16 protein-coding genes are annotated in these 26,267 nt (G+C 46.2%); 14 read left to right on the top strand and 2 right to left on the bottom strand.

Features of this window, described 5'->3' with window-relative positions; translation table 11 throughout:
• Positions 1-27 precede the first annotated feature (27 nt).
• The 11 genes from M6D81_RS18690 (at position 28) to M6D81_RS18640 (ending at position 15,035) form a co-directional block, all read left to right on the top strand.
• Positions 28-1,077, top strand: coding sequence for an SGNH/GDSL hydrolase family protein (locus M6D81_RS18690; RefSeq protein WP_262678437.1), 1,050 nt, complete (start codon positions 28-30; stop codon positions 1,075-1,077).
• Positions 1,077-3,188, top strand: a complete 2,112-nt coding sequence (locus M6D81_RS18685; protein ID WP_262678472.1) for a beta-galactosidase — start codon at positions 1,077-1,079, stop codon at positions 3,186-3,188. Before M6D81_RS18690 ends, M6D81_RS18685 begins: the two co-directional genes overlap by 1 nt.
• Positions 3,189-3,425: 237 nt before the next feature.
• Complete coding sequence (locus tag M6D81_RS18680; protein WP_262678436.1) at positions 3,426-4,175, top strand: sugar phosphate isomerase/epimerase family protein; 750 nt, start codon at positions 3,426-3,428, stop codon at positions 4,173-4,175.
• 3 nt (positions 4,176-4,178) lie between these two features.
• On the top strand, positions 4,179-5,249 hold the full coding sequence (locus M6D81_RS18675; protein WP_262678435.1) for a Gfo/Idh/MocA family protein: 1,071 nt from the start codon (positions 4,179-4,181) through the stop codon (positions 5,247-5,249).
• Positions 5,250-5,289: 40 nt separating this feature from the next.
• Positions 5,290-6,585, top strand: coding sequence for a sulfatase family protein (locus M6D81_RS18670; RefSeq protein ID WP_262678434.1), 1,296 nt, complete (start codon positions 5,290-5,292; stop codon positions 6,583-6,585).
• 60 nt (positions 6,586-6,645) lie between these two features.
• Complete coding sequence (locus tag M6D81_RS18665; RefSeq protein WP_262678433.1) at positions 6,646-7,797, top strand: Gfo/Idh/MocA family protein; 1,152 nt, start codon at positions 6,646-6,648, stop codon at positions 7,795-7,797.
• 190 nt (positions 7,798-7,987) lie between these two features.
• Positions 7,988-8,917: an ABC transporter permease gene (locus tag M6D81_RS18660; protein ID WP_410795759.1), complete on the top strand. Its 930-nt coding sequence runs from the start codon at positions 7,988-7,990 to the stop codon at positions 8,915-8,917.
• 13 nt (positions 8,918-8,930) lie between these two features.
• On the top strand, positions 8,931-9,821 hold the full coding sequence (locus tag M6D81_RS18655) for a carbohydrate ABC transporter permease (RefSeq protein ID WP_262678431.1): 891 nt from the start codon (positions 8,931-8,933) through the stop codon (positions 9,819-9,821).
• A 76-nt stretch (positions 9,822-9,897) separates the two neighbouring features.
• Complete coding sequence (locus M6D81_RS18650; RefSeq protein ID WP_262678430.1) at positions 9,898-11,544, top strand: extracellular solute-binding protein; 1,647 nt, start codon at positions 9,898-9,900, stop codon at positions 11,542-11,544.
• 161 nt (positions 11,545-11,705) lie between these two features.
• On the top strand, positions 11,706-13,274 hold the full coding sequence (locus M6D81_RS18645) for a response regulator (protein WP_262678429.1): 1,569 nt from the start codon (positions 11,706-11,708) through the stop codon (positions 13,272-13,274).
• Between the two features lie 9 nt (positions 13,275-13,283).
• A complete protein-coding gene (locus M6D81_RS18640) occupies positions 13,284-15,035 on the top strand; it encodes a sensor histidine kinase (RefSeq protein WP_262678428.1) in 1,752 nt (583 codons plus the stop codon).
• A gap of 167 nt (positions 15,036-15,202) precedes the next feature.
• Here M6D81_RS18640 and M6D81_RS18635 read toward each other — a convergent pair whose 3' ends face one another.
• A complete protein-coding gene (locus tag M6D81_RS18635) occupies positions 15,203-16,069 on the bottom strand; it encodes an AraC family transcriptional regulator (protein WP_262678427.1) in 867 nt (288 codons plus the stop codon).
• A gap of 184 nt (positions 16,070-16,253) precedes the next feature.
• Between M6D81_RS18635 and M6D81_RS18630 the strand changes: the two genes are divergently transcribed.
• The 3 genes from M6D81_RS18630 (at position 16,254) to ppdK (ending at position 25,543) form a co-directional block, all read left to right on the top strand.
• The gene (locus M6D81_RS18630; protein WP_262678426.1) at positions 16,254-21,995 is read left to right on the top strand and encodes a 3-keto-alpha-glucoside-1,2-lyase-like domain-containing protein; all 5,742 of its coding nucleotides are present in this window, start codon (positions 16,254-16,256) and stop codon (positions 21,993-21,995) included.
• A 59-nt stretch (positions 21,996-22,054) separates the two neighbouring features.
• The gene (locus tag M6D81_RS31865; protein WP_410795757.1) at positions 22,055-22,255 is read left to right on the top strand and encodes an SGNH/GDSL hydrolase family protein; all 201 of its coding nucleotides are present in this window, start codon (positions 22,055-22,057) and stop codon (positions 22,253-22,255) included.
• Between the two features lie 516 nt (positions 22,256-22,771).
• Positions 22,772-25,543, top strand: a complete 2,772-nt coding sequence (ppdK, locus tag M6D81_RS18625; protein WP_262678425.1) for a pyruvate, phosphate dikinase — start codon at positions 22,772-22,774, stop codon at positions 25,541-25,543.
• 2 nt (positions 25,544-25,545) lie between these two features.
• Here ppdK and M6D81_RS18620 read toward each other — a convergent pair whose 3' ends face one another.
• Positions 25,546-26,106 carry a hypothetical protein gene (locus tag M6D81_RS18620; protein ID WP_262678424.1) on the bottom strand — a complete coding sequence of 187 codons (561 nt, stop codon included), beginning with the start codon at positions 26,104-26,106 and terminating at the stop codon, positions 25,546-25,548.
• Positions 26,107-26,267 lie beyond the last annotated feature (161 nt).

The raw sequence follows: 26,267 nt of genomic DNA, 5'->3' as shown, positions 1-26,267 counted from the left end.
CGTATTCACAGACGAGGAGGAACGGTCATGAATCAGAAGCGGCAGATAGGGGAAGCGGTTGTCATGACGAAGCAGGACAGCCATGCGTTGCGCTATGTCCCTGTGCGGCCCGGAAGCTTGAGCTTGTACGAGAGGGAAACCGGGGCTGAAGGCGAAAGGGTGAGGGGAAGGCTGTTCCGTGAGGGACGCGATTATGTGGTGGATTGGGGGGAAGGGCGGCTTCGCCGAACGGCCGACAGCCGGATACCGGATTGGGCGCGGCATAGGTTCTTCGGGAAGGGGGCATTCGATCAGACGGGGCTGAACGATTACGGGAATGAGAGCTTCACCGTCTATGCCGACTATGACTATGACGCGGGGGCTGCTGGCGGGAACGAGGCGGCAGAGGAGGCTTCAGCGACGGCAGCCTCCCTGTTGCCGGGCTGCGATGAACGGCATCGGATGGGGCTTCCAATTACCTATGTCGTATACGGAGACAGCATCAGTACGGGGGCGGAAGCTAGCCACCATCGTCATAGTTATTCTTACCGGCTGTATGAACAGTTGAAGACGCTCTTCCCAGCTAGCGAGATCCGGTATGAGATGAGAGCGATTGGCGGCGAGACGAGCATGGACGGGTGGAAGCGATTGCAGCGCGATGTCATTCCACTGAAGCCGCATTTGATTACAATCGCTTATGGCATGAATGATGCGAACCGATTGCGGGGGCATGTGAATGAAGTGCCGGTGTCTCGCTTTCAAAGCTATATTGGGGAGATGATTGCAAGCTTGAAGGAGAGAACGGAGGCTGATATCATCCTGGTCACCCCTTGCGAGCCTAATCCCATGTGGAAATTCTGCAGCGGCGAGATTCATCACTATGCGGAGGCGATGAAGGAGACGGGGATGCAGTACGGTGTGCCGGTAGCCGATGTGCATACGCTCTGGCTGGAAGAGCTGGGAGCCGGCAAGACGCCAGAAAGCTTGCTGTTGAATAATATTAACCACCCTAATGATTATGGGCATGACATTTATACGCGGGCGCTCAGCCGGTTGTTGGGGATGGAATCGGGAATGAGGAAGGAAGGGGAGTCGTGATGCGATCGAAATTCATAATGTCTCTGCTTGCCGTTGCGCTGCTGTCTGTAGGATCGTCGGGTATCGGTATGGCTTACAGCCCGGCTATTCAGCCTTTCCCTATCGGGATATTCTGGCCGCCTTCTCCTGCCGACACCACGAATGCGAATTATGCGGATATTGCGGGAATGAACGCCAACTTCATCGTAGGCGGGAATGGCGTAAGCGACTATGCGTCCAACGATGCGGCACTGGGTTACGCGGCTGCTCATGGCTTGACGCTGCTGGCCGATGACAGCCGATTGGCTTGGCGCAGTATGACGGTCGATCAGCACGCCACGGGACACGGGCTGTTCGTCAGCTCGTCCGTCACGCTTGGCCAGACCTTCAAGACGCCTCAAGGGACGGGCTGGGGACTCAATACGATAACCATGTATATCGATAAATTGAATTGGCCTGCAGGCACTGCATTGACACTGACCTTGTACGACAGCCCGTCGAAGCAGAGCGTACTGGCCTCGGATACCATTACAGGGCCTGTGCCAACCTATAATCCGACGTTCCAGCTACATGCACCCGTCTCGTCCGACACCTCCTATTACTTCGAGCTATCCAGCGATCAGCCGGGCGGAGTGGGATGGGTTGTGACCAGCTCCGCCGATGTTTATGGAGACGGCAGAGCCTATAGAGCCGGCGTGGCGCAAAATACGGATTTCTGGTTCGAGCTAGGCTTCGCCCAGAGAGCTTACAATGACGGGAATCAGCCCGGCAATAGCGACATCGACCAGATTGCAAGTCATTACCGTACGCATGCCGCCCTGCAAGGCTACCATGTGCTGGATGAGCCTTCGGTTCTGCAGATGACGATGATACAAGATACCATCCGCCGCTTGAAGAACGGTGATCCCGATCACATGTCCTTCGTCAACTTGTTCCCGAACTACGCGTCTGCAAGCCAGCTGGGATTGAATCAGATGACGGGAGAATACGTCACCTCGTCTGTTCCGCTTGGGCAAGCTTTCCGCACCAGGCATGGACAAACGTATATTGAAACGGTGCAATGGTGGATCGATAAGAATACCTGGGGAGCGGGAGAAGCCTTGACGCTTTCACTATGGGACTCCAGCGCCAAGTCGAGCTTGATCGCCAAGCATACATTGAACTCACCGACTACGGAGTGGCCGCAATTCCAGTTGAATGCCCAAGTATCCGGCAATACGGAATACTATATGGAGCTTACCCATAACGGCTGCGGGAACAACTCGGTGGGCTGGGTTGTACGAGCGAACACGGGGGATGATTGGTACAATGACGGGTCTGCTTATATTGCCGGCAATGCCATTGATGCGGATTTCTGGTTCACGCTGAATCAGAACATTGTCGGCGGCTCCTATGAGGATTATGTGTACCGGTGGATGTACACGGAGCCCGATGTGCTCGTGTTCGATCATTATCCGTATCTGGCGAACGGGACGCTCAGAAGCGATTACTACGCCAATCTGGAAGTGATTCGCCGGCAAGCGGACTTGGGGGGAGTGAACTTCTGGTCGTATATCCAGTCCGTCGGCGTCAATGGCGCATGGCGTGTGCCCAGCGAGAGCGAGATGAGGTATCAGGTCTATTCCAATCTGGCTTACGGCGCCAAAGGTTATATTTACTTTACGTACTGGACTCCGGCGTCCAGCGGAGGGGAGAGCTTCAACAACGGCATTATCCTGCCTGATGGAACGAAGAACAGCTCTTACACGTGGGCGCAGCAATTGAATGCGGATGTGATGAATCTCGGAGACACGCTATTGGGGCTGCATTCGGAAGCGGTCTACCATGCCGGGGGAATTCCCGCAGCGGCAACGGCATTGCCTTCGTCGTTCTTCTGGCAGCCGGACAATAGCGCCATTCCGCTATTGCTGGGCTACTTCCAGGACGATGCCGGCAACGATTATTGTCTCGTCGTGAACAAGAATACGAGCCAGTCGCAGCATATGGCCTTTACGATTGCCACGGGTTATGCATCTGTGCAGGAGATATCCAAAGCGACAGGACAGCCGGCAAGCACCAACTATGACGCCGGGACGGGCAGCATGTCCACGAATTTCCAGCCTGGCGAGGGCAAGCTGTTCTTGCTGCAGTAATTTGTGGAACGAGAATAAGGCATCGATGGGTACAGGGAACTGTATCCGTCGATGCCTTTTTGCTGCTTGACAGCACAATTGACAGAAGAATGAAAGTTATCAGTCTATCGCGAAGTCGCGGGAGTATAAATAGGAAATCGTAAATTCGTATGATTATTCGCTAAGTATTTAATATCGATTTAAATAGACCGATGTTAGAGTCGATATGAGGACGGATTACAGAAGGGATGAGTGGTCATGTCATTTTCAGTAGGGATTCAACTGTTTCAGTTGCAGGACGAAATGAAGCGTGATTTCGATGGCGTCATGGACGCATTGGCTGAATTGGGGGTTATGGGGGTGGAGCTTCATGAAAGCTTGGATTTGTCCCGTATTGGCGATGCTTGCAAGGCAAGAGGCATTGAGATCATCGGTACGCATGTATCGATGGAGTCGCTTCAAAACAATCTGGATGGACTGATCGACGAACAATTGAAATTAGGCGGCAAATATGTAACTTGCGCATATCATGCATTTCATAGTATGGATGATATTGAAAGAAATGCGCAATTTTACAATCGAGTTGGCGAGATCATCGCTGAGAACGGGATGATATTTTGTTACCATAATCATTTTAAAGAGTTCACCACGATCGACGGCCGCTATGCGCTCGATCTTTTATTTGAACATACCAATCAGCAATATGTAAAAGCGGAGTTGGACGTATATTTCATGAAAGAAATGGGCATCGATCCCGTGCAATACATTAGACCATACAAGAACAGATGCCCATTGCTGCATGCGAAGGACATTCGCCGTACTGGAGCCGAGAATGAGGTTGTGGCTTTAGGCACCGGAGAGCTTGATCTTCAAAATGTCTTGCAGGCGGCGGATGACATCGGTACCGAGTGGATTATTATTGAGCTAAGCAAGGCGGCGTTAAAACATAATCCGCTGGGATTAATTGAAACAAGTATTCAAAATTTCAAAAACACAGTGGGGGGATAAGCTTTGGGAGCACTAGACACAATTCGAGTAGGAATCATAGGTTGCGGCACGAACGCAATCAATAAGCATATCAAAAATCTGCGGCCGCTTAAAGATGTGGAGCTCGTTGCCTTCTGCGACGTCAACAAGCAGCAGGCAGAGGAAGTAAAAAGGCTGTACGGCAGTTCTAATGCCAAAGCATATACGGATTATAGAAAAATGCTTGAAGACCAATCGATTGATGTGATTCATATCGCGACACATAACAGATTGCATGCCGAGTTAAGCATAGCTGCGATGGAAGCCGGCAAGCATGTGATGTGTGAAAAGCCAATGGCGATGAGTACGTTGGAGTGTCGTCAAATGCTGGATGCTTCTGAAAGGACAGGACAAAAAATCACGATAGGCTACCAATATCGTTTTCGAACGGATTTATTATACCTTCACCATCTGCGGAGGGAAGGCGCCTTGGGCCGTGTCTATATGGCGCACAGCCACTTTTATTCGAACAGCGGAGGTCCCGGCAGAGGGTTGTTTTATAGGAAAGAAGAACAGGGAGGCGGACCTTTGATTGACCTGGGCTCACATGCGCTCGACGCCACCCTATGGGCAATGAATAACTATAATGTGAAAAGTGTATTCGGGAAAACAAACCATGGACTTATGGAGAAAGAAAAGCGATATGATCATATTAAAGAGATTTCGGTGGAAGATTCGGGAGTAGCCTTTATTAACATGGAGGATGGAGCGACTATTATTCTGGGAGCCAGTTGGAGACTCCATCTAGCGCAGGCTGGTGCTCCGGCCGTCACATTAGTCGGAGAGGACCAAGGGGCGAGTTGTTATGGGAATATGATAATAAATGGAGTGGGCAACGGGGAGCCATGGGTGAAAGAAATCGGTCAAGAGGAAATGTCGCAAGCCCTGAATTTGGATCCTTCAGAAAGTCATGCCTGTCGTCAAATCAAACAATGGATGACTTGTATCAGAGAGGACAAAGCGCCTCTTGTTACGCCTGAGCAGGCTATGAAAGTTTCACAAGTGCTTGAGGCCATATATCAATCTGCGGAATCAGGGAAATTAATAGAATTATAACTCCATTAGGATGAACTGATGAAAAGAGGTGCCGGGTTACATGAATATCATATATATCCATACCCATGATACAGGACGATATATACAGCCTTATGGCCATCCTGTATTTACTCCAAATTTACAGCAATTCGCGGAGGAGGGGATGTTGTTTCGCCAGGCCTTTTGCGGAGGACCGACATGTTCCCCAAGCCGCGCAGCTTTGCTCACAGGGATGTGTCCGCATTCCGCCGGTATGCTGGGCCTTGCGCATCGCGGGTTTCAGATGTCTGACTACTCCAGGCATCTTGTGCGCTATTTGAACAGCAATGGCTATGAAACAGCCCTGTTCGGAGAGCAGCATGAGGCTCCTCGGACGGAAATGATCGGATATCACAAGGTCGTGAAATATTCCCACGAGGATTCGGTTAAGCGGGACATGCTGCATGCTGAAGCGGCTGCCGATTACATTGGAATGCATCACGATAAACCATTGTTCCTGTCGTTAGGTTTATTTAATACTCATCGCGATTTTCCGGCGATTGGTTCAGACATCAATCCGGACTATGTCATGCCGCCATCACCGCTATATGACACTAAGGAAAGTCGGGAGGATTTTGCCGGGTATTTGACTTCGGCGCAATATGCGGATAAAGCATTTGGAAAAGTAATGGATGCCCTGAAGGAGACGGGCAAAGATAAAAATAGCATAGTCATTTTTACGACAGATCACGGAATTGCGTTTCCATTCATGAAATGTAATTTATATGATACGGGAATTGGTGTATCGCTCATCATGAAATGGCCTGGTCGGAGGAAAAGAGCGGTTTCGGACGCATTAGTGTCGCACATTGATATTTTCCCAACGTTGTGCGATTTGTTGTCATTGCCTAAGCCGAATTGGCTCCAGGGCAAATCTATGCGTCCATTAATCGAAAATCATACAGAGAAAATAAGAGATGAGGTCTTTTCCGAGGTGACTTATCACGCGGCATATGAGCCCATGCGCTGTGTTCGCACCGAGCGATATAAGCTGATAAAAATTTATGGTTCCGGACAAAAGATCGTGCCCGCCAACATAGATGATGGTCAGAGCAAAACGTTTCTAACCGAAAACGGATTTTTGGAAACGGAGCGTGAATCTATGATGTTATTTGACTTATATCTCGATCCAATGGAACGGCGCAATGTAGTGAATGATCCTGCTTTTAAAGAGATTTATACAGATCTGGACAACCGTCTGCAGACATGGATGGAGGACACCGGAGACCCTCTTCTCCTTGGCCCTGTTGCGAAGCCGGAAGGGGCGCTTGTAAATAAAACGAGAAGCTTAAGTGCAACTGTGAAAGACTTTGAATAAACGATTCGTAAAATATGACGAATCCCGCGTGCTCCAACTTCACAACGGGTGGTGAATACAATGACTGTTAAAACAGCCGTGATCGGACTCGGTTTCATTGGCATGGTTCATATCGAAGCTTTAAAACGACTAAATGGGGTTGAGGTTGTGGCCGTCATGGGTTCCACAGCGGAGAAAACGAAGCGGAAAGCGAAGGAATTAGGAATCTCTAAATGCTTCTCGGACTATTTGACGCTGCTGAAGGATCCGGATATTGAAGCTGTGCATATCTGTACACCGAATCATATGCATTATGAGATGGCCAAGAAGGCTTTGCTGGCCGGGAAGCATGTGATTTGCGAGAAGCCTTTGACGATAAGCATTGAGGAAGCTGAAGATTTGAACAAGCTGGCGACGAGTAGCGAACTCATCCATGCAGTTTGTTTCAATATTCGTTATTATCCTATGCTGCAGCAGTTGAAAGAGATGATCCGGCAAGGAGAACTGGGAAGGATCTATGCGGTAAACGGTTCTTACTTGCAGGATTGGCTGTTATTTGATTCGGACTACAACTGGCGAGTGGAATCCGCATATTCGGGCAAGTCGCGCGCGGTTGCTGATGTGGGCTCTCATTGGATGGATCTGCTGGAAAGCGTGACCGGATTAGGCATAACCGAGGTGATGGCGGACTTCTCTACGGTTCATAAGACGAGGAAGAAGCCGTTGGAGGCTGCTGAGACATATGCCGCAATTGTGAATTCAGAGGCATCCCGATATCAGGAAGTCCCCATTGATACCGAAGACTATGCCAATATTCTGTTTCGTATGGGGAATGGCGTTCGGGGCTCATTCACAGTAAGTCAAGTGCATGCAGGACGTAAGAACAGATTGTACATCGAGATTGCCGGCACTCGACAATCGGCCAGCTTCGATTCCGAGCATCCCAACTACTTATGGATTGGGAATCGAGACGGCAATAATCAAGTGATGATAAAGGATACATCGCTCCTTCACCCGGAGGCGCGCCGCTATGCGGATTATCCGGGAGGTCATAATGAGGGGTATCCCGACACCTTCAAACAGCTGTTTAAGGATATTTATCATGCCATGGCCTCAAATGAATACCGCGATGGAATTTCCTATCCTAGCTTTACCGATGGTTTGCGTGAACAGACGTTATGCGAAAGCATTAACAAGAGCCAACATGAACGTAAGTGGATTGCGGTACTGTAGTCAATCGCGAAAAAGCTCTTCTTAGTTGAAGGGCTTTTTTTGATTACAGGTAAAAATTACGACATCGTTCCATAGTTACAATTTTCGTTGTTTTTATGAGTTTTAGCCTCCTAATTAGGCCACTTATAATAGATGACAGGAGGGGTTGAAAATGAAACAGCGTATAAATACAGCTGAACAAACCATTCAGATGACGGGACAAAGATCACTCTTTAAGCAGTTCATGCTGCAATGGGAATTACAATTATTCGTATTAATACCGCTCATGATTCTGTTTGTTTTTCAGTATATCCCGATGTGGGGGGTGCTGACGGCATTTCAGGATTTTAATCTGCATAAAGGCTTCTTAGGAAGTGAATGGGTGGGTTTAAAACACTTTTACATGTTTTTTAATGCTCCGGATTTTTGGCAAATTATGAGGAATACGATAGCAATCAGTTTTCTAAAACTGTTGATCGGATTCCCCGCGCCTATTATCCTGGCGCTAATGCTCAATGAAATTCGCCACGCATGGTTTAAACGTTGGGTTCAAACTATCAGTTACTTGCCCCACTTTATGTCATGGGTCATTATATCCGGGATGGTGGTTTCCATTCTTTCCGTGGATAACGGCAGTTTGAACTTGCTTTTGGAGAAGCTGAATGTCATTGATGAACCGATTAGCTGGCTGTCATTACCGGAATATTTTTGGACGATCCTAGTGACGACTGGAATTTGGAAAGAGATTGGTTTTGGAGCGATTATTTATTTGGCCGCTATCTCCGGGGTTGACCAATCTATGTACGAAGCCGCGCATATTGATGGAGCTTCAAGGTTGAAGCAAATTGTCTATATTACCATTCCGAGCATAGCGCCGATCATTATTATATTCCTTATTTTGGATATTAGTAAAATTTTGAATGCGGGCTTTGAAGATATCTTGCTGTTGACCAATCAGGGACAAAATGCCGTGTTGAGACCAGTCTCCGAGGTTATCGACACGTATGTGTACAGGGTTGGTATTGAAAATATGAGGTACTCGTACGCTACGGCGGCAGGATTGTTTAAAGCTGTAGTCAGTGTAGCACTTCTGGTTATTGCTAATTCCATAGCGCGCAGATTAGGGTCAAGCTTATGGTAAAGGGGGGGCGGAAATGAGACGCAACTTAGAAGATAAAGGATTAGATCTGATCATTTATTCCAGCCTTATTATTTTGGCTTTTCTCACCTTGTATCCGTTTTGGAATTCGCTGGCTATTTCATTTAACGCAGGAGCGGATACGGCGAGGGGAGGAATTACATTCTGGCCAAGGGAGTTCACGTTTGCGAATTACGAATATGTTTTTGATGATGAGCGCTTAATTAATGGCTTCATGATTACCATTATACGAACTGTACTGGGCACCTTGTTGTCGATATCATTCACCGCCGCTTTCGGTTATGCAATGGCGAAACGGGGATTAATCGGAAAAAAATACTATATGATTTTTTGTGTCGTCACCATGTATTTCCATGGAGGTCTGATCCCAACCTATTTATTAATTCGTGAATTGAACATGATGAATACGATTTGGGTAATGGTCATCCCGACGATGATTAACGTTTGGCATATGATCATTTTTCGCACCTTCTTTCAGCAACTTCCGGATGGCTTGGAGGAATCCGCAAAAATAGACGGCTGCAGCAATGCCGGGGTGTTTTTCAAGATTGTTGTTCCTGTTTCGGGTCCTGTTATTGCGACATTGTCGCTTTTCACAGCTGTTTTTCATTGGAATGCCTGGTTTGATGCTGTAATTTACATTACTAAAGAGGACTTGGTTCCGCTTCAAACTTTGCTAACGCAAATTATTAATTCCGTCATGAATGATACGATGGATCAATTGTCCAATACGGAACAGGAAATGCTTGATCAATTAAATGCTGTCACCCACAAGTCCGTTGTCATGGCAACCATGATGGTAGCGACGATTCCGATCATGATGGTGTATCCTTTTGTACAGAAATATTTTGTCAAAGGTGTATTGATTGGTTCACTGAAAGAGTAGCATCAAAGGTATCTTTGGTTTAATGGCTGAAATCAGCTTTAAACATATAAAAGGGAAAAGAAAGGGGTTATGCAAGATGAAGAAGTGGTTTTCTATACTGATGGTTCTGATGATGGGAGTTGGCCTCGTTTCCGGATGCGGCAATTCTGAGTCTAATTCTAAAAACAAGGAAACTCCTCCGGTTTCATCACCAGAAAAAGAGGATTCTCAAAGTAACGAAACAGAAGAGAAAGAGCTGTCATTCACTTTTTTCATGAACAGAGACGTAGCTGATCCGCCGTGGGGAGAGGATTCAACCTCTAAATGGATTCAAGAAAACAAAAAGGTGAATATCGATTATATTCCTTCCAACGGTAACGCCAAGCAGAAATTAAATACACTGATCGTCGGCGAGGATTTGCCGGATGTTATACGAATGCATATTAAGGATGTTGATCGTTTCATTGAAGCGGGTGATATCATTCCATTGGACGAATTTATAACAGAGGATACAAATCTGTATAAATGGGTTGGCAAGGAGTTATTGGATATGTTGCGCGCCGAGGACGGCAAGCTCTACACGATACCAAACTGGTTTATTGGCGGTAAGCAAGGCAACGGTAATGGCGGTTGGATTGTCAATCAAAAGATCTATAAAGAACTTGGTTCGCCAAAATTGGAAACCACAGACGATTTGGAAGCCTATTTGCGTATGGTGAAGGATAAGTATCCGAATGTTGTTCCATTAGAGATGAATGTTTCACAATTCAATAGCTTTGAGACACTTTATTCCGCATTCGGCGAAGATCGAACAAATTATTACTTCGGCAATTTATTTTATCAGGATGGAAATGATCTGAAATCCATAGTGGATGATCCGGCATTTAAAGAAATGGTCTTCTACGCCAACCGATTATTTAGAGAAAAGCTGATTACTCAAGACGTATTCACCCAAAAGTCGGATCAGGTGAAGGAAAAAGTGGAGCAGGAGCGGGTTGCTGTATTCGCTTCGGGAAATGTAATGTCAATTGGGGGTCCAGCTAATGCGGTGTTGAAGGCAAAGGATCCCGAAGGCGGTTACGACATGATTTGGCCGATTCATAAAGCGGGTCTGGACAAGGACAAGATTTATCCAAACTCCTATAATCGTCTTGGAGGGGGAGCGGGCCATGCCGTCATTACGAAGAATGCCAAAGATCCGCAAGCGATTTTCAACTTTCTTGACTGGGCGCTTGGTGAAGAAGGACAACGTGTGGCATTCTTCGGACCTCCCGGACTGTATTGGGATGAATATGATGAAGAAGGGACGCCCATTCCCAATGAGGCTTACCTGGAATCAGATTTCAACGAGCAAAAAGCACATGGCTTGCGACAATACGTAATTGTAGGAAATACGACTTATGTTGACAGAACAAAAATCAATATGGAACATATGCTCCCGGAAGAAAAGCGTGATTGGACTGCAATGGCCCAAACGAATGTCGCATGGAAAACTACCTACAATGTAACACCGTTTGCCAACACTGAACCGCCGACCAATTCCGATGAAGGTATTATTGCACAAGGCATCAAGGATATATTTGATCAAGCTTTTGCCAAAATGATATACGCTGAGAGCGAAGAAAAATTATTGTCTATCCTCGACAAAACAAAATCGGATATGGAAAAAGCGGGTATGGATAAACTGCTTCAATATAAGCAGAAAGTATGGGAGCAAAATAAGAAAGTATTGAAAATCGATTAATAGGACTGTGCAGAGCACTATCAACCGGAATAGCTATCGGTTGATAGTGCGCTTGTTCATTCAATCGCTTTCGCATTGCACGAGTGAATTGCTTGATCCTCCAGATGGAGATATACTTTTACTACGAGCATGAATTTGGCCAGAGAATTGAGGGGATCACGATGTATCAAGTATTGCTTGTTGATGACGAGCCCTTGGATCTGGAAGGATTAAAACGGTTGGTTCCTTGGGGGAAATTCAATATGCGGGTAACCGCCGAGGTTACCAGCGCATTCGCCGTATTGGAGTTTCTTGAGCAGCGGCAAGTCGATATTTTGGTTACGGATATAAAAATGCCGATCATGTCAGGTGTTGAATTGGCTGCAAAACTTCGAGAAAAATACCCTGAAATGAAAATCATTTTTGTAAGCGGTTACGATGACTTCCAGTATGCTAAAAAGGCGATCAATTTACAGGCGAGCTCTTACATTCTAAAGCCGATAAATGATCATGAATTGTTTCAGTGTCTTGAGCAAGTCAAGGACGAGCTTGATCAAGAAAAATCAAGGAATAAAGTCGAAGAGTATTATCATGAAACCTTGCCCTTGTTAAGGGATGAATTGCTCTTGAAATGGTTGCATGGGAACACTAAGCCTGAAGTCGCTTCTATTCTTGAGAACGAGCTGTTTAAATTCTCCGGGGATAATGGATACTTGGCAGTGCTTGAACTGGATGATCTCGTCTGGAAGCTGAAGCAATATTCTGAAGCTGAGAAAAGTAAATTAATGCATAAGGTGAACAGGCTGATTATCGAATATATGGAAGCGAATCAACTAGGCAGCTATTACAAATTGGACAACCAAAGGATAGCAATTATTCTATGCCGTCATGAACTTCCCGAGAACGAGCTGCAGAAGTTTGTTAACTATGTATCGGACAACTCACCTGTATCCATCACAATTGGATTAGGGGGCAGAACCGCCGATCTTCATGAATTTCCACGTTCCTATCGACAAGCTTGCGAGCTGCTGGCTGCAAAAATGTTTATCGGCAAAGGAAGGGTTATTACAAAACAGCAGTCAGAGCTTGGAATTAAACAGAATACCATTGATTTAGAACAAAAATTCTCCAAGCTGTTTGCCGCGACTGCAAAATATGAAACAGTGCAGCTGCATGATGATTTAGAGGATTTGTTCGATTATGTAAGAACTTTGGAAGATAAAATCAGCGTATATCATTTTTCTTTATATGTTATCTCCAAGATGGATGCGTATTTGAATGCAATCCAATTAAACTTATACGATATTCTGGGAATTGACTTCAAAGATTTAGATGAAGTATTTGATTTTGAAACAGTGGATGATATTGAATCATGGCTAAGAAGAAAATTGTATGCGATTTCCGAGCATATTTATTGGAATAAGCAAAAGCCTAATCATAAGCTCATAGAGGAAGTCGAAAAATATATTACGGAACATTTATCGGATAGTATAACATTGCGCAATGTAGCCAATATTTTTGGGTTTTCTCCCAATTACTTGGGATATTTATTCAAAGAACAAAATCAGGAGAACTTTAGTGATTTTGTTATTCGCAAACGGTTGGAAAAAGCCAAAACGCTGCTAAAAGAGCCAACCTTGAAAATCTATGAGGTTGCCGACCGGGTAGGTTACAACAATTTGACGTATTTCAGTCGACATTTCAAATCACGCTTTGGCATGACTCCGGGCGAATTTCAAAAGCAGATTTAGGGTGGACGTATGAAAATTAACGGTCAGAGAATATTTCCATTTGGTTATAAATTGATGATGTCATATTGGGTGTTTGTATTAATCCCTGTCATTGCGGTAGGTTACTTTTCCTATACCTTCAGTGTGGATTCGATTATTACGCAAACAGAAAAAAATATTACGGGAACCTTGCAGCAAACCCGGGATAACATCTTATATAAAACTGACGGACTGAATAGAATTATGGATCAAATTTTTTTCGATGAAAGCATGCAAATTATACTGAATCAGAATTTGGCAAATTATGAACGATACGAGAAAACAACCCAGTACCTCATCCCGAAGCTTTCTTCGGTTTTATATCAATCAAATGGCCGCGTTAATGTCAGTCTTTATTTGCAAAACGAATCGATTCCGGAAATTTATTATGAACAATCTGACGCAAACCCCTTGTTTAGAGGAAATTATTTTGAAATCTTCCACACAAGCCGAATTGAACGGAAGGACTGGTATCAAACGTTAAGCCTGTCCCGTAGTGAGGAAGCGGTGTGGAAACAGATTGAGAGTGATGCCGAACACGGTAATATATCCGTAATCAGAAATTTAATTGATTTTGGAAGCGGTGATCCAAAGGGCTTTGTTCGCATTGTAGGAAGTGTTCATGAAATTTTCGAGGCTGTAGATTATACGAAAGTTGGAGAAGAGAGCTATTTCATCGTGTTTAATGACCGAGATGAGTTGTTTTTGGAAAGTGGTTCTCAACCGCTTCCTGAACATTGGCAACGGCAATTAGATCAATTTTTGATCATTGATGAGGCTTTGCCTGGATTAAATTTAAAGCTTGCTGCCCTTGTTCCCTTGTCTGACTTAGAAAAAAACGCGGTCAGACTGCGAAATACAACGATTATCATCGGAGTTATCAGTTTTATTGTTCTGGCTATTGTGGGACTCCTGGTTGCCCGCTATTTCTCCAAAAGAATCAGGAAAATCGTCAGGTTATTGCAAGTCTTTCAAGAAGGTGAATTCAGTAAGCGTATAACGTACAGCGGCAAAGATGAATTTGCATTTATATCCATCGCATTTAACGATATGGCACAAAATATTCAGGAGCTGATCCAGAAGGTTTATATAGGTGAGATTGAGAAGAAGGAAGCGGAGCTAACCGCGCTGCAAGCGCAAATCAATCCCCACTTTTTGTACAATACGCTGTCGTCTATTAGCAGATTAGCCAAACTGGGCGAGGTGGATAAGCTTCATGAAATGATCATCGAACTATCGAAATTTTATCGTTTGACATTAAATGAAGGCAGACCGCTTGTTTCTATATATAATGAGCTGCAGCATGTTCAGGCCTATTTGGAGATTCAAAAAATAAAGTTCAGGAACAGGATGACTGTCACGATAGATGTTGACTCCAATGTCATCCAATACGATACGGTTAAATTAATTCTGCAGCCTTTTGTAGAAAATGTATTGGAACATGCGTTGTTTGGAGACCGGATTCATATTCGGATCACTGCGCATCTGGAGGACGCTACTATCATTTTCAAAGTCATCGATGATGGAATCGGGATGAGTCAAGAAACGATAGAGCAGATTTTCAATAAAAACGGTATACGGGTCGGATATGGCATTCGGAATGTCGATGAACGAATTAAATTGGAATTCGGTCAAGCGTTCGGCGTATCTATTCACAGTCGATTAGGCATAGGGACAACGATAAAAATTACAATTCCGGTTTATACAGAAAAGCAAAGGGAAGAGCTGGTGAACAGTGAGTAAAAATAGAGAGAGACGCGCCTCAGCCCTCTCTCTTTTACCACAATAGAATTTATAAGTTTCCGATGGATACGGAAGTACAAATTCTATTTGGCGATAAAAACTACCTCTGAACGCGGTCGCTCAACCTAGAAGGACTTCGATAAAAGTTTTTCTCATTTTGCCAAGAGTTATATTGTGAATTTCTTGATGAATTGCTTAGGGGTAATCGTTTTGTACTTTTTAAATTGTCTAATAAAATAACTGGAACTGGTAAATCCGATCATCATTGCAATCTCGGTAATATTCATATCCGTTGTAAACATCAGCTTCTCCGCTTCTCTGATTCTTATGCGATTCACGTAATCGTTAAAGGACTGCCTCATTATTTTATTGAACTGGGAAGAGAAGTAATTATAGCTCAGATTACATATGCCAGCCGCTTGTTTAACGGTAATATCTTCCCAATAATTCTGCTCTACATAGTCCAGAAGGTACTGGAAATTCGGGATGTTTTCTCTTGGGAGCTCACCGGGAGTTGCTAAATTCGTTCGTCTGTAACGTAAAATCCAGAGAATGATATGATTGATATACTTGTTCACAGCAAGCTCAAATCCGTATTTTTTTGATGTGTATTCTTTAAGCAAGTCATTTAATACGATCACGATATCAGTATTCGCTAATTCATTATTTCGAAATATTTGTTGACATTCGATTGATTTGGTCGTGAGCGGGAGGATATATTTAAATTCAAAAATCGTATTCCTTACCTGAAGCACCTCTGGATCGAATTGTAGGCACAAATGCTCTGTATGTACATGTTCATCGGAAACAAAATAATGGACATTCCCTGAATTGATAAGCACGAGATCTCCTTGTTGCACCATAAACTCATTCCCGTTTAAATACACCCTGCCGCTTCCAGAGAGAAAGTACAATAATTCAACATGATGATGCCAGTGCGGCCGCAAACGCTGGAATTGCGACTCGAATACTGAAAATGGGTAATGAAGGTTTTCGGTATATGGTTTGATTTGCTGCCGATGAGGTTTTTCCATAATCACACCTCTAAATAAATCGTAAATTCCTACTATTTTCTATATTATATCACATGAAAGTAGTTCAATAATTCGATATCGTTTCATAGTTACAAATTTCGTTGGATATGCTAGTTTAAGTCCTCCCTTTAGACCATTTACAATTTAAAATGACAGCGCTTTCAGATAAAAGAGGAGGAATGGAATGATGAAGAAAATACAAGGATTGGTGATAGTAGTTATTTCGCTTTTGACAAGCATCTGTTTTGTACCTGTCAATCCCTCGGTTGCATCTGCGGCTTCAAGCGATGTGACTGTAACCCTGAACAACTCATTTTCAGCTATGGATGTAGAATATACAGGCGGTAATCTTGGTGTGGCAAAAGACTGGCGAGATGGAAATATGGGTAAGTATTTGGGAGATAGTATGTATGATTTGGGAAGGATTTTCCCTACATTTGAATTTACGAACGATACGGTTTACGGTGATGGTGTAACCGATGCTGCAAGCTATGCAACTGCCAAGGATACTGTAAAAGCAAATCCCTTAACGAATACCTACATCAACTGGGAGATTATGCAGAGGGGCTTGCTGAATCCGGATGAGAAAGGCACGATGCATAATGATCTGGGAGTATCTTTGCTGGAGATGAATCGGCTAGGGGTTGAACCTTTAGTCGTGGTGCGTCCTCAGGATACGTTCAATATTCCCCAATGGCCTTCCAGAAGCTATGAAGGCTTATGGGAATGGTGGGAAAATTGTTTCGCATTTGCGTATCTCCTTTCAAAAAATTACGGAGTAACGGAATTTAATTTGATAAACGAACCGGATCACAGCCACAAGCAGTGGGATATGCCGGAATATCTGGATATATTAAAAGAAGGTGCGGACGCCGTAAGGGCCGGTGCTGCAGCAGCCGGGAAAACGGCGAGAATATGGGGCCCCACTCTTGTGAAAGAAAAGGCGAGCTGGGGAGACTATGTTATGGATCATGCGGATGATGTCGTCGATGTATACGATTATCATACGTATACGACTTCGGTGAATACGATTGCCAATGATCTTAACGCAGTTAAATCAAGGATACAGACCTACAATTCTGATGGCATAACGGAACCTATTTCTATTAGTGAGTGGAATTCCGCCCTGGACACATATATGTCAACTGAAACACATGACTTGATGAGTTATGCGATCACGAATGTCAGGCTTCTTAAGAGCATGGTTGATAATGGTGTTATAGCTCCGCTTCAGTTCAGATTTACAAGAGGCGGAATATTGGGCGGGAACCATCCAGCCAGCGCTAAATTCAATAATGGCTTAATACGTATTGATGATTCAACCAAGCTGCTCACTTCTCCGACGAAAGCCTATTATGCATTGAGAATGGCCAACCGGGTGATAAGGTCGCCTCGGGATAAAGTTGATTATACGGCATCAGGAAGTACCGCCGGACTAGATTTTATGGCAACCAGAAGCGACGACAGCTATTATGTATTATTTATAAATAGATCCTCATCGGACACGCATAACTACACAGTTGATTTTTCGAATCTGGGAATAACAAACGCTGTGGCTACAGTCAGGGAAACTTCAAATCTGAAAAACGACGAAGTTATCGGTACATACGCTATAAGTAACGGCGTGGTAACGGTAAACGATTTGCCGGCAGAGAGCTGCGTATTGTTTGTAGTGCCCAGAAACAGCAATACACCTGCTGCGCCGGTTATACACAGAGGTTTTTCAGATGCTCAGGGCATAGAATTATGGTGGAAAAACTCTGAAGGCGTGTCTTCGTATAAGGTTAAGCGCAAAGCGGCAGGCGGCAGCTACATGACAGTTGCCGATAGTGTGTATAGTTCCTTTTATAGAGATATTGAAGTGTCTCCGGGTACAAATTATTACTATAAAATCTCCGCTGTCAATGGTAACGGGGAAGGAGCCGATTCAGTAGAGGCGGGCCCGTTCCAGCTTGAAAATAACGATTATTTTTTGCCCTACATGTCAAATTTTGAGGATACCAGTGATGCCGGCTGGACAAAAGAGAGCGGAGCTTGGTCTGTTAGAAAAGTGGATGATGACTATGTTTATCATTCAAGCTCTGAATCGGGAAGTACAAATATAGCTACTGTCGGCAGCAGCGATTGGGGTAACTACTCTGTATCGGCAAAGACGGAAGTAGAGAGGATTGGTGAGGATGGGAAATTCGGACTGATAACCAGATACTCAGATTCCAACAATTACTATAAGTTTGAATATGATAGGACTACGAATAAAGTGTCGATCATCAAGAACAGTGCCGGCATTTTTACGACACTTGCCAGTGAAAGTCCGGGAATTGATATCAGTCCTCTTAAATATAGATATATGTTGAATGCGGTGCTGGACGGCGGGGATTTACATTTTTTCATTAATTATAAGCATGTACTGACTGCCACTGACAACAGCCCGTTAACTTCAGGAAAGGTTGGATTTGTTGTACAAGACTCGGCAGAAATAAATTTTGACGGTGTAAAGGTGGTCCCTACATTTAAGGATGATTTTCAGACCACTGAAAGAAGTGATTGGCAAGAGCAAGGTGGTGCGTGGTCCGTAACAGGTACAGGAGACAAATGGTATCAACAGAGCGATAGTACTGGTTCGGGTTATCTTAAGTCAATTAACGGGAGTGCACACTGGCGCGACTACTCGATTGAGCTTAAAATTAGACCTGATGAATTAACAGCTCAGAATGCCGCTATAGCGGTATTTTCCAGATATATTGACGATTCAAACTATTATAGCTATGAATTAAATACAACCGATGGCGTCGTAATTAATAAGAAAGTGGATGGCAATGAGACGATCTTGGCAACTGAGCCTTATAGCATAACGGTAGGAGATATCTATACGGTCCATATAGAAATCGCTAAAAATGCGCATAGCGTATATATAAACGGGAATCTGATCGTCCAGGCGGATAGCTATGAGCCTCTGCTTGAGTCGGGGAAATTTGCTATCGGAACCAATAGTGCAAAGGCGGGCTTTGACGAAGTTGCCGTCAATCATTTGCTGCGCGAAGCAACCCCTGTTTTAAATCGCGTTACGTCAGCCGGAAATGGTACCGCAACTGTTGCTTTTTCAGAAGTTGAAGGTGCATCAAGCTATAACATAAGATATGGAATTGATTATTATGGAGAATACACTAACACGATAACGGGTATAACAGGAAGCCCATATACGATATCTGGTTTGAATGAAGGATCAACGTACTATTTCTCAATAAGTTCAAATCATGAGTCAGGGACAAGCCTATACAGTGAACCCAAGGCGATAACGATAAATAACCAATATTTGAGAGATGATTTCGCATCAAAAAGCTTGAGTAACTGGACACCGGTGAGCGGTAGTTGGTCTATAGGAAAAGACGGAGCATTCAGAGACGATTTTGAAAGCGGTGATGCTTTAAAATGGACAGAGGAAGCCGGTACATGGTCAGTCGTCACCGACGGGGCTACGAGGATGTATTATCAGAGCGATGATATCGGATCATCTAGAGCTATCGCCGGTGATAGTAGCTGGGATAATTACACCGTGGAATTAAACGTGAAACCGGATGCATTCTCCTCATCAGGCAGCTTTGGCATCAATTTCAGGTATGTGGATGCAAATAACAAGTATTATGTAACTTATACAAAGAGCAATCAGACATTACATTTGAAAAAGATGGTTTCGGGCTCGAGTACGACCCTTGATAGCGCCAATATTACACTCAATGCCGGAATGGTATATGCATTCAAAATAGTAGCCGATGGAAGCCGATTTGACGTATTTGTAAATGGAGCACATATGTTATCTTCTAGCGGAGACACCACATTTACAATGGGCAAGATATGCTTATCAACCTATGATTCCAAGATCAAGTTCGATGATATTAACGTAAGTCCCACCGTTTATTTAAATGATGATTTCGAGTCGGGAAGTACATACAAATGGTACACTGAAGGCGGAGAATGGTCTGTTGTTACTGACGGATCAAACGTCGTTAAGCAAGCTTCATCCGGCGGCGGAAGGCTGACGATCGGCAACGGCACTTGGAAGGACGTAGAGGTTGAGGCAAAGTTGAAGGCCGATTCCGTCACTACCGGAATAGGAATTTCATTCAAGTATAAAAACAATAATAACCATTATTATGTGAATTATAAAAAAATCAATGACACGATTAACATCATCAGCAAGGTAAACGGTAAGGATACGATTCTTGCCAGCAAATCATTTGTATTGAGTACGGATACATGGTATACGTGGAAAATTGCGTCAGTTGGAAACGAGATCAAATTCTATATAAACGGTGTTGAAGAATTAACTGCCGTCGACACGGTACAGGCTTATGCAGTTGGAAAAGTTTCATTGCATATGAATACGGCAGTGGCCGCGTTTGATGATGTCAAGATTAAACTGATCGATACAAATGAAACCTCCTATAACGTCAGCCAGCTTAATAGCAGCGGGGGAAGACTGACCGGAGGCAATCCGGAATGGAATGATTATTCGGTATCTGCCGGTATCAGACCGCTAAGTTACGGCATGGCATCCGGGCGTGTAGGACTGGGCTTCGGATACAGGGATGAAAATAATTATTATAAGGCTCTGTATGACAATGGAACAGGTAAACTGTATTTGGAGAAAGTGGAGAACGGAACGACAACAATTTTGGCTGAAAAAGCTTTCGATAAAATTTATCTGGAAAAACAGCACGAGCTAAGTGTTGTGGTTTTGGGCAACCTCATCGGTTTATATGTGGATGGAATCAAATATTTGTCGGCAGCGGATACCGATTTGATTTCACCGGGAAAGATTGCACTGGAAACACAAAATGCAAAAGCAACGTTTTATGATGTGCGCGTTAAGCCTTCAGCAGTACTCGTTGACGACTTCGAAGACAACGATGCCAATGGCTGGAATGCAACGCAAGGGAATTGGTCGATTGTGACTGACGGTACTAAAGTGTACAGGCAAACGAACGGCAGCGGAGGCAAAACCAATATCGGCGACGGACGCTGGACGGATTACTCAGTGGAGGCAAAGGTCAAAGCGATAAGTTTTGATGCCAATGGAGGAAGTATCGGACTGGGCTTCAGGCATCAAGATGACGTAAATCGATATTTTGTCAAATATGTCAGTTCGACAGGTGAAATTGCGATCAGCAAAAATGTAAACAATAGTGAAACTTTATTGGCCAGCAAAAGTTATCCAATAATTGCGGACACAGAATACACGTTCAAGGTTGTAGCAAAAGGAAGTCAGATCGATTTCTATATTAATGGAGTAAAAGAACTTAGCGCAACCGATACAACTTTCAAGAATGGGAAAATAAGTTTGAGCATGTGGAATGCGATAGGTCAATTCGATGAGATAAGTGTGAAACCGATTCAATTGCTGACAGATGATTTTGAAGATGGCGATGCGTCAGACTGGACTGATCAAAATGGCACATGGTCTGTTATTTCCGACGATACGAAAGTTTTTAGGCAATCTGGCAGCAGTGGAGGAAGCGTTTCTCATACATCCGGCCAAACTTGGACGGACTACTCTGTTGAGGCGAATGCAAAGCTGCTAAGTGTGGATACAGCCAATGGAGGAACAATTGCAATCGGATTCAGATTTCAGGACATCAGTAATGGTTATTTTCTGACATACTCAAGTATTGATGATCGACTACGGATTATTAAAAGAGAAAACGGCAGTGAAGTTACGCTGGGATTTTACAATGGACTTAAAATAATTGGGATGAATGAAATATTTACAATTAAAGCTGTTGTACAGGGCAATAAAATTGAGGCCTATGTAAATGGACAAAAAAAGATTACGACGATGGATGAGACTTTTGCAGAGGGAGGAATTGCGCTTGAAATGTACAATGCTACAGGCGAATATGATGACGTCGCTGTCAGAAGTATATATTAATTACTGACGAGGGCAAGCTGTTCTTGCTGCAGTAATTGTGGAACGAGAATAAGGCATCGATGGGTACAGGGAACTGTATCCGTCGATGCCTTTTGTGTGTTGGTTGCGAGCTGCTGGCCGACATCGATGCGTCATGCTATGTGCTTGATTTCCACGTCAGTGTAGCTACTGCAGAGGAGCTGGAGTTGGTATATGAGCCGTTCTACCGCATTCTCCGAGCGAAGCGTCCAGGCACTCCGATTGTAATGGCGACTCCCTAGCTGATGCCTACGTTGACGGTCTTCACCCCAACGATATCGGTTTTCGCCGAATAGCGGACGGCTTGAAGGGGATTCTAAGCGAAGTGACAGTTCATCGGAGTAGAGGATGTTCGCTTAATGGGATGCGATGTGGACAAGGAACGGAAGGTTGATAAGATGGTCGAATAAACCAGAGTCTGTTGAGATATCTCAGGACGCCTCCAGGCGTCCTTTCTTCGTTGTTATTGCATCGAAGCATCGACCGGAGGTATAGAGCGGAGGCATCGAACGGAAGCGTCGTATGAAACGTCCGAAGTACGAGCGGCGAAGCTTGTCACTCAACATTTTCGAAAAATATATTGCATCATATATAGGTATGTGATATTTATATAGTGTACTATATATTTATATAACGTCATATATAAGGGCGTGAATGGTAGTCCCATTTGTATGTGACGTTATAATATTCGACATACTGGGATGTTTAGTTCAACAATTGTAGTATGAGACATCATAAAAGGATGGAGAGGGTAAACGATGAATCAGGGCGTACAAGGGCAAGCTGGTCTGAAACTGTCGTCCGGCGAGCAAGCGGCTATTGTTGCAGGGAGAAAGGTATTGCATTTCCAAGAGGGCCATGCTGGCATGCGCGAGCTGCTGGGAGGCAAAGGCGCCAATCTGGCGGAGATGACAACAGCGGGTCTGCCCGTTCCCCCGGGCTTCACAGTGACGACCGAGGCTTGCAGGGAGTTCTTCGAGATGGGCGGGAAGCTGACGGATGAGCGGTTCCGGGAAATAGGCGACGCGATGAAGGCGTTGGAAGCGAAGAAGGGACAGCGCTTCGGTAATCCGCATAACCCTCTCCTGGTCTCTGTACGCTCAGGCTCCGTCACGTCCATGCCGGGCATGATGGATACGATATTGAACCTGGGCTTGAACGATGAGACGGTGCAAGGGCTAGGCAGTCTGACTGGACAAGAGGCATTCGCTTACGATTGCTACCGCCGGCTGATTGCGATGTTCGGCAATGTGGTGTTCGGAATTGAAGGTCTCTGGTTCGAGCGCAAGCTGCACAAGCTGAAGGAGGAGTGCGGCGTTGAAGAAGACCGCGACGTATCGGCGGAGCAGTGGAAGTTATTAATCGGGCAGTTCAAGCAAATTGTCGTGGAGCGGGCCGGAAAGCCGTTCCCGCAGCAAGTGGGAGAGCAGCTGCGGCTTGCGGTGGAAGCGGTATTCGCTTCCTGGAACAATCAGCGGGCCCAAATCTACCGCCGCATCCATCGCATTCCTGACGAGCAAGGCACCGCGGTCAACATTCAATCCATGGTGTTCGGCAATATGGGCAGCGATTGCGGAACAGGCGTCGTCTTCACGCGCAACCCATCGAACGGAGAGAAGCGGCTGTTCGGCGAATACTTGCATAATGCGCAAGGCGAGGACGTCGTAGCGGGCGTGCGCACGCCGCTGCCGATCGGCGAGCTGGAGAAGGATATGCCGGATGTGTTCGCTCAACTGAGCGCCACGGCGGACAGATTGGAGCGGCATTACAGAGATATGCAGGACATCGAGTTTACGGTAGAACGAGGCAAGCTGTATATTCTGCAGACAAGGGGAGGCAAGCGTACGGCGCAGGCGGCAGTGAAGATTGCGGTAGACATGGCGTTGGAGGGCGTCATTACACAGGAGGATGCGGTGCTGCGCATTGAAGCAGAGCATCTGGACCAGCTGCTGCATCGCGCGATAGATCCGGAAGCCTCGCTGGATGTGATCGCCACGGGTCTGCCGGCATCGCCTGGTGCGGCGACGGGCCAGGTAGTGTTCCATGCCGATGCCGCCGACGAAGCGGCCCGCAGCGGCAAGAAGGTTATTCTCGTGCGGCAGGAGACGACGCCGGAGGATATTCACGGCGTGCTGGCTGCCGAGGGCGTATTGACCAGCCGGGGAGGGATGACCAGCCACGCAGCCGTCGTAGCTCGCGGCATGGGCAAGCCGTGCGTATGCGGATGCGAATCCATCCGGATCGGGGATGGACAGTTCGCGGCCGGGGAGCAAGTCGTGAAGGAAGGGGACTGGATCTCGATCGACGGGGCGACGGGGAGAGTCATCCGGGGCCATGTCGCGCTGAAGGAGCCGGAGATATCCGTGGAGCTGACGCAGCTCCTGGCATGGGCTGACGAAGTGCGCAGTCTGGCCATCTACACGAATGCGGATACGCCTCAGGATGCGGCCAAGGCGAGGGAGCTTGGCGCGGAGGGCATCGGGCTGTGCCGTACGGAGCATATGTTCTTCGCCCCCGAGCGGCTCCCGGTCGTACAGAGCATGATATTGGCCGAAGGGATAACGGAGCGCAAGGAAGCGCTGGATCAGTTGCTGCCTATGCAGCAGAGCGACTTCGAAGGGTTGTTCCGGGCGATGGACGGCCTGCCGGTTACGATCCGATTGCTTGATCCGCCGCTGCATGAATTTCTTCCGGAGCTGGGCGAGCTGCTGAAGCAGCAGAGCGCGCAGCGGCAGGAGATCGAGGCACTGGAGCAAGCAGCGGTACCGAATACGCGCCTTGCGGGTGTGAAGTCACAGCTGCTGGAGACGGAGCGGCTGATCCGCAAGGTCCGGCTGCTGCACGAGGTTAACCCTATGCTGGGTCAGCGCGGCTGCCGGTTGGGCATCCTGTACCCGGAGATTTATGCTATGCAGGCGGAGGCAATCTTCCTGGCGGTGAAGAGCTGCCGGCTGGAGCGCGTCACGGTGAAGGCGGAGATCATGATCCCGCTGGTCGGTCATGTGAACGAGTTGAAGCGGCTGCGCAAGCTGGTGGAAGAGACGGCCGAGGCCGTGCTAGGCGATGAGCTGGCGTCGGTCGACTATCGCATCGGCACGATGATTGAAGTGCCCCGCGCAGCGATCACTGCGGATCAGATTGCGGAGCATGCGGAATTCTTCTCCTTCGGTACGAACGATCTGACGCAGATGACTTACGGATACAGCCGCGACGATGCGGAAGGGAAGTTCCTGACCGCTTATGTGGAGCAGAAGCTGCTGCCGGCCAATCCGTTCCAGGAGCTGGATCGGGAAGGGGTCGGCGAGCTGATTCAGTGGGCCGTACAGCGCGGACGCGGCGTGAAGCCGCAGCTGAAGACGGGAATATGCGGCGAGCATGGCGGAGACAAGTCGTCCATCTTCTTCTGCCACGAGCTGGGGCTTGATTATGTGAGCTGCTCGCCATATCGTGTGCCACTGGCGCGGATTGCCGCTGCGCAAGCGGCGATAACGCTGCGGGATGCGAAGAAGGAAGAGGCGGCCGGCTCATGAACCTATCGTACCTCGAAGGAGATGAACTCATCCGGCCATCTTGCGGCATGGTCTAATCGCTCGCAGGCGCCGCTCAGCGGACTGAAGCGGTAAGCGACCTGCTTGCCGTCAACGAGCAGGTAGATGTAATAGGAATGGCTTGTCGTCTTCATGGACGTGTCGCTCCCGATAGCGAGCATGTCGCTTCTGTAACGGGGCAGCTGCAGCTGCACGCGCTGCCCCGACAGAGCGGCGGAAGCTGCGACGGCATCCGCAGCCTGTTCATAGGTGTATTTGGGCAGGCCGTTATAGTAATAAGCGGAGATTGCGCCGAAGATGATGAGGGTAATCATATAGGTGAACAGCAATTTCCTGATTTTGGATGTGCGAAGGAACGTGCAGATCAGAATCAGACCCAGGACGCTCCAGGCACAGCCCATCATATAGAAGCTGTCATTGTTCAATATCCCCATATACTTGCGGTCAGGCCACGCAAAGACAAGTCGTCCCCCAACAGCAATCAACAGCACGTATAATATAGTAAGCGCATACATAGTGCGATGCGACTTGCTTCTCTGTTGCATGTTAAGCTCTCCTTCATATAGGCCTTCGCAAACTTAAACACCGAAACGCGATGAAAAGTAGCAGCAGGAACGGAATATGGTTCCAGGAGACTAATGAATGTTCTGTCAGCGGGGGTTCAAAAAAGTGCAGTTGTATCATGGTATGCAGGATTGCGCGGAAA

The organism is Paenibacillus sp. J5C2022 (assembly GCF_025567625.1).
Taxonomy (GTDB): Bacteria; Bacillota; Bacilli; order Paenibacillales; family Paenibacillaceae; genus Pristimantibacillus.
The sequence above is the reverse complement of the archived record's forward strand: the minus strand, read 5'-3'. Positions and strand labels throughout refer to the sequence as shown.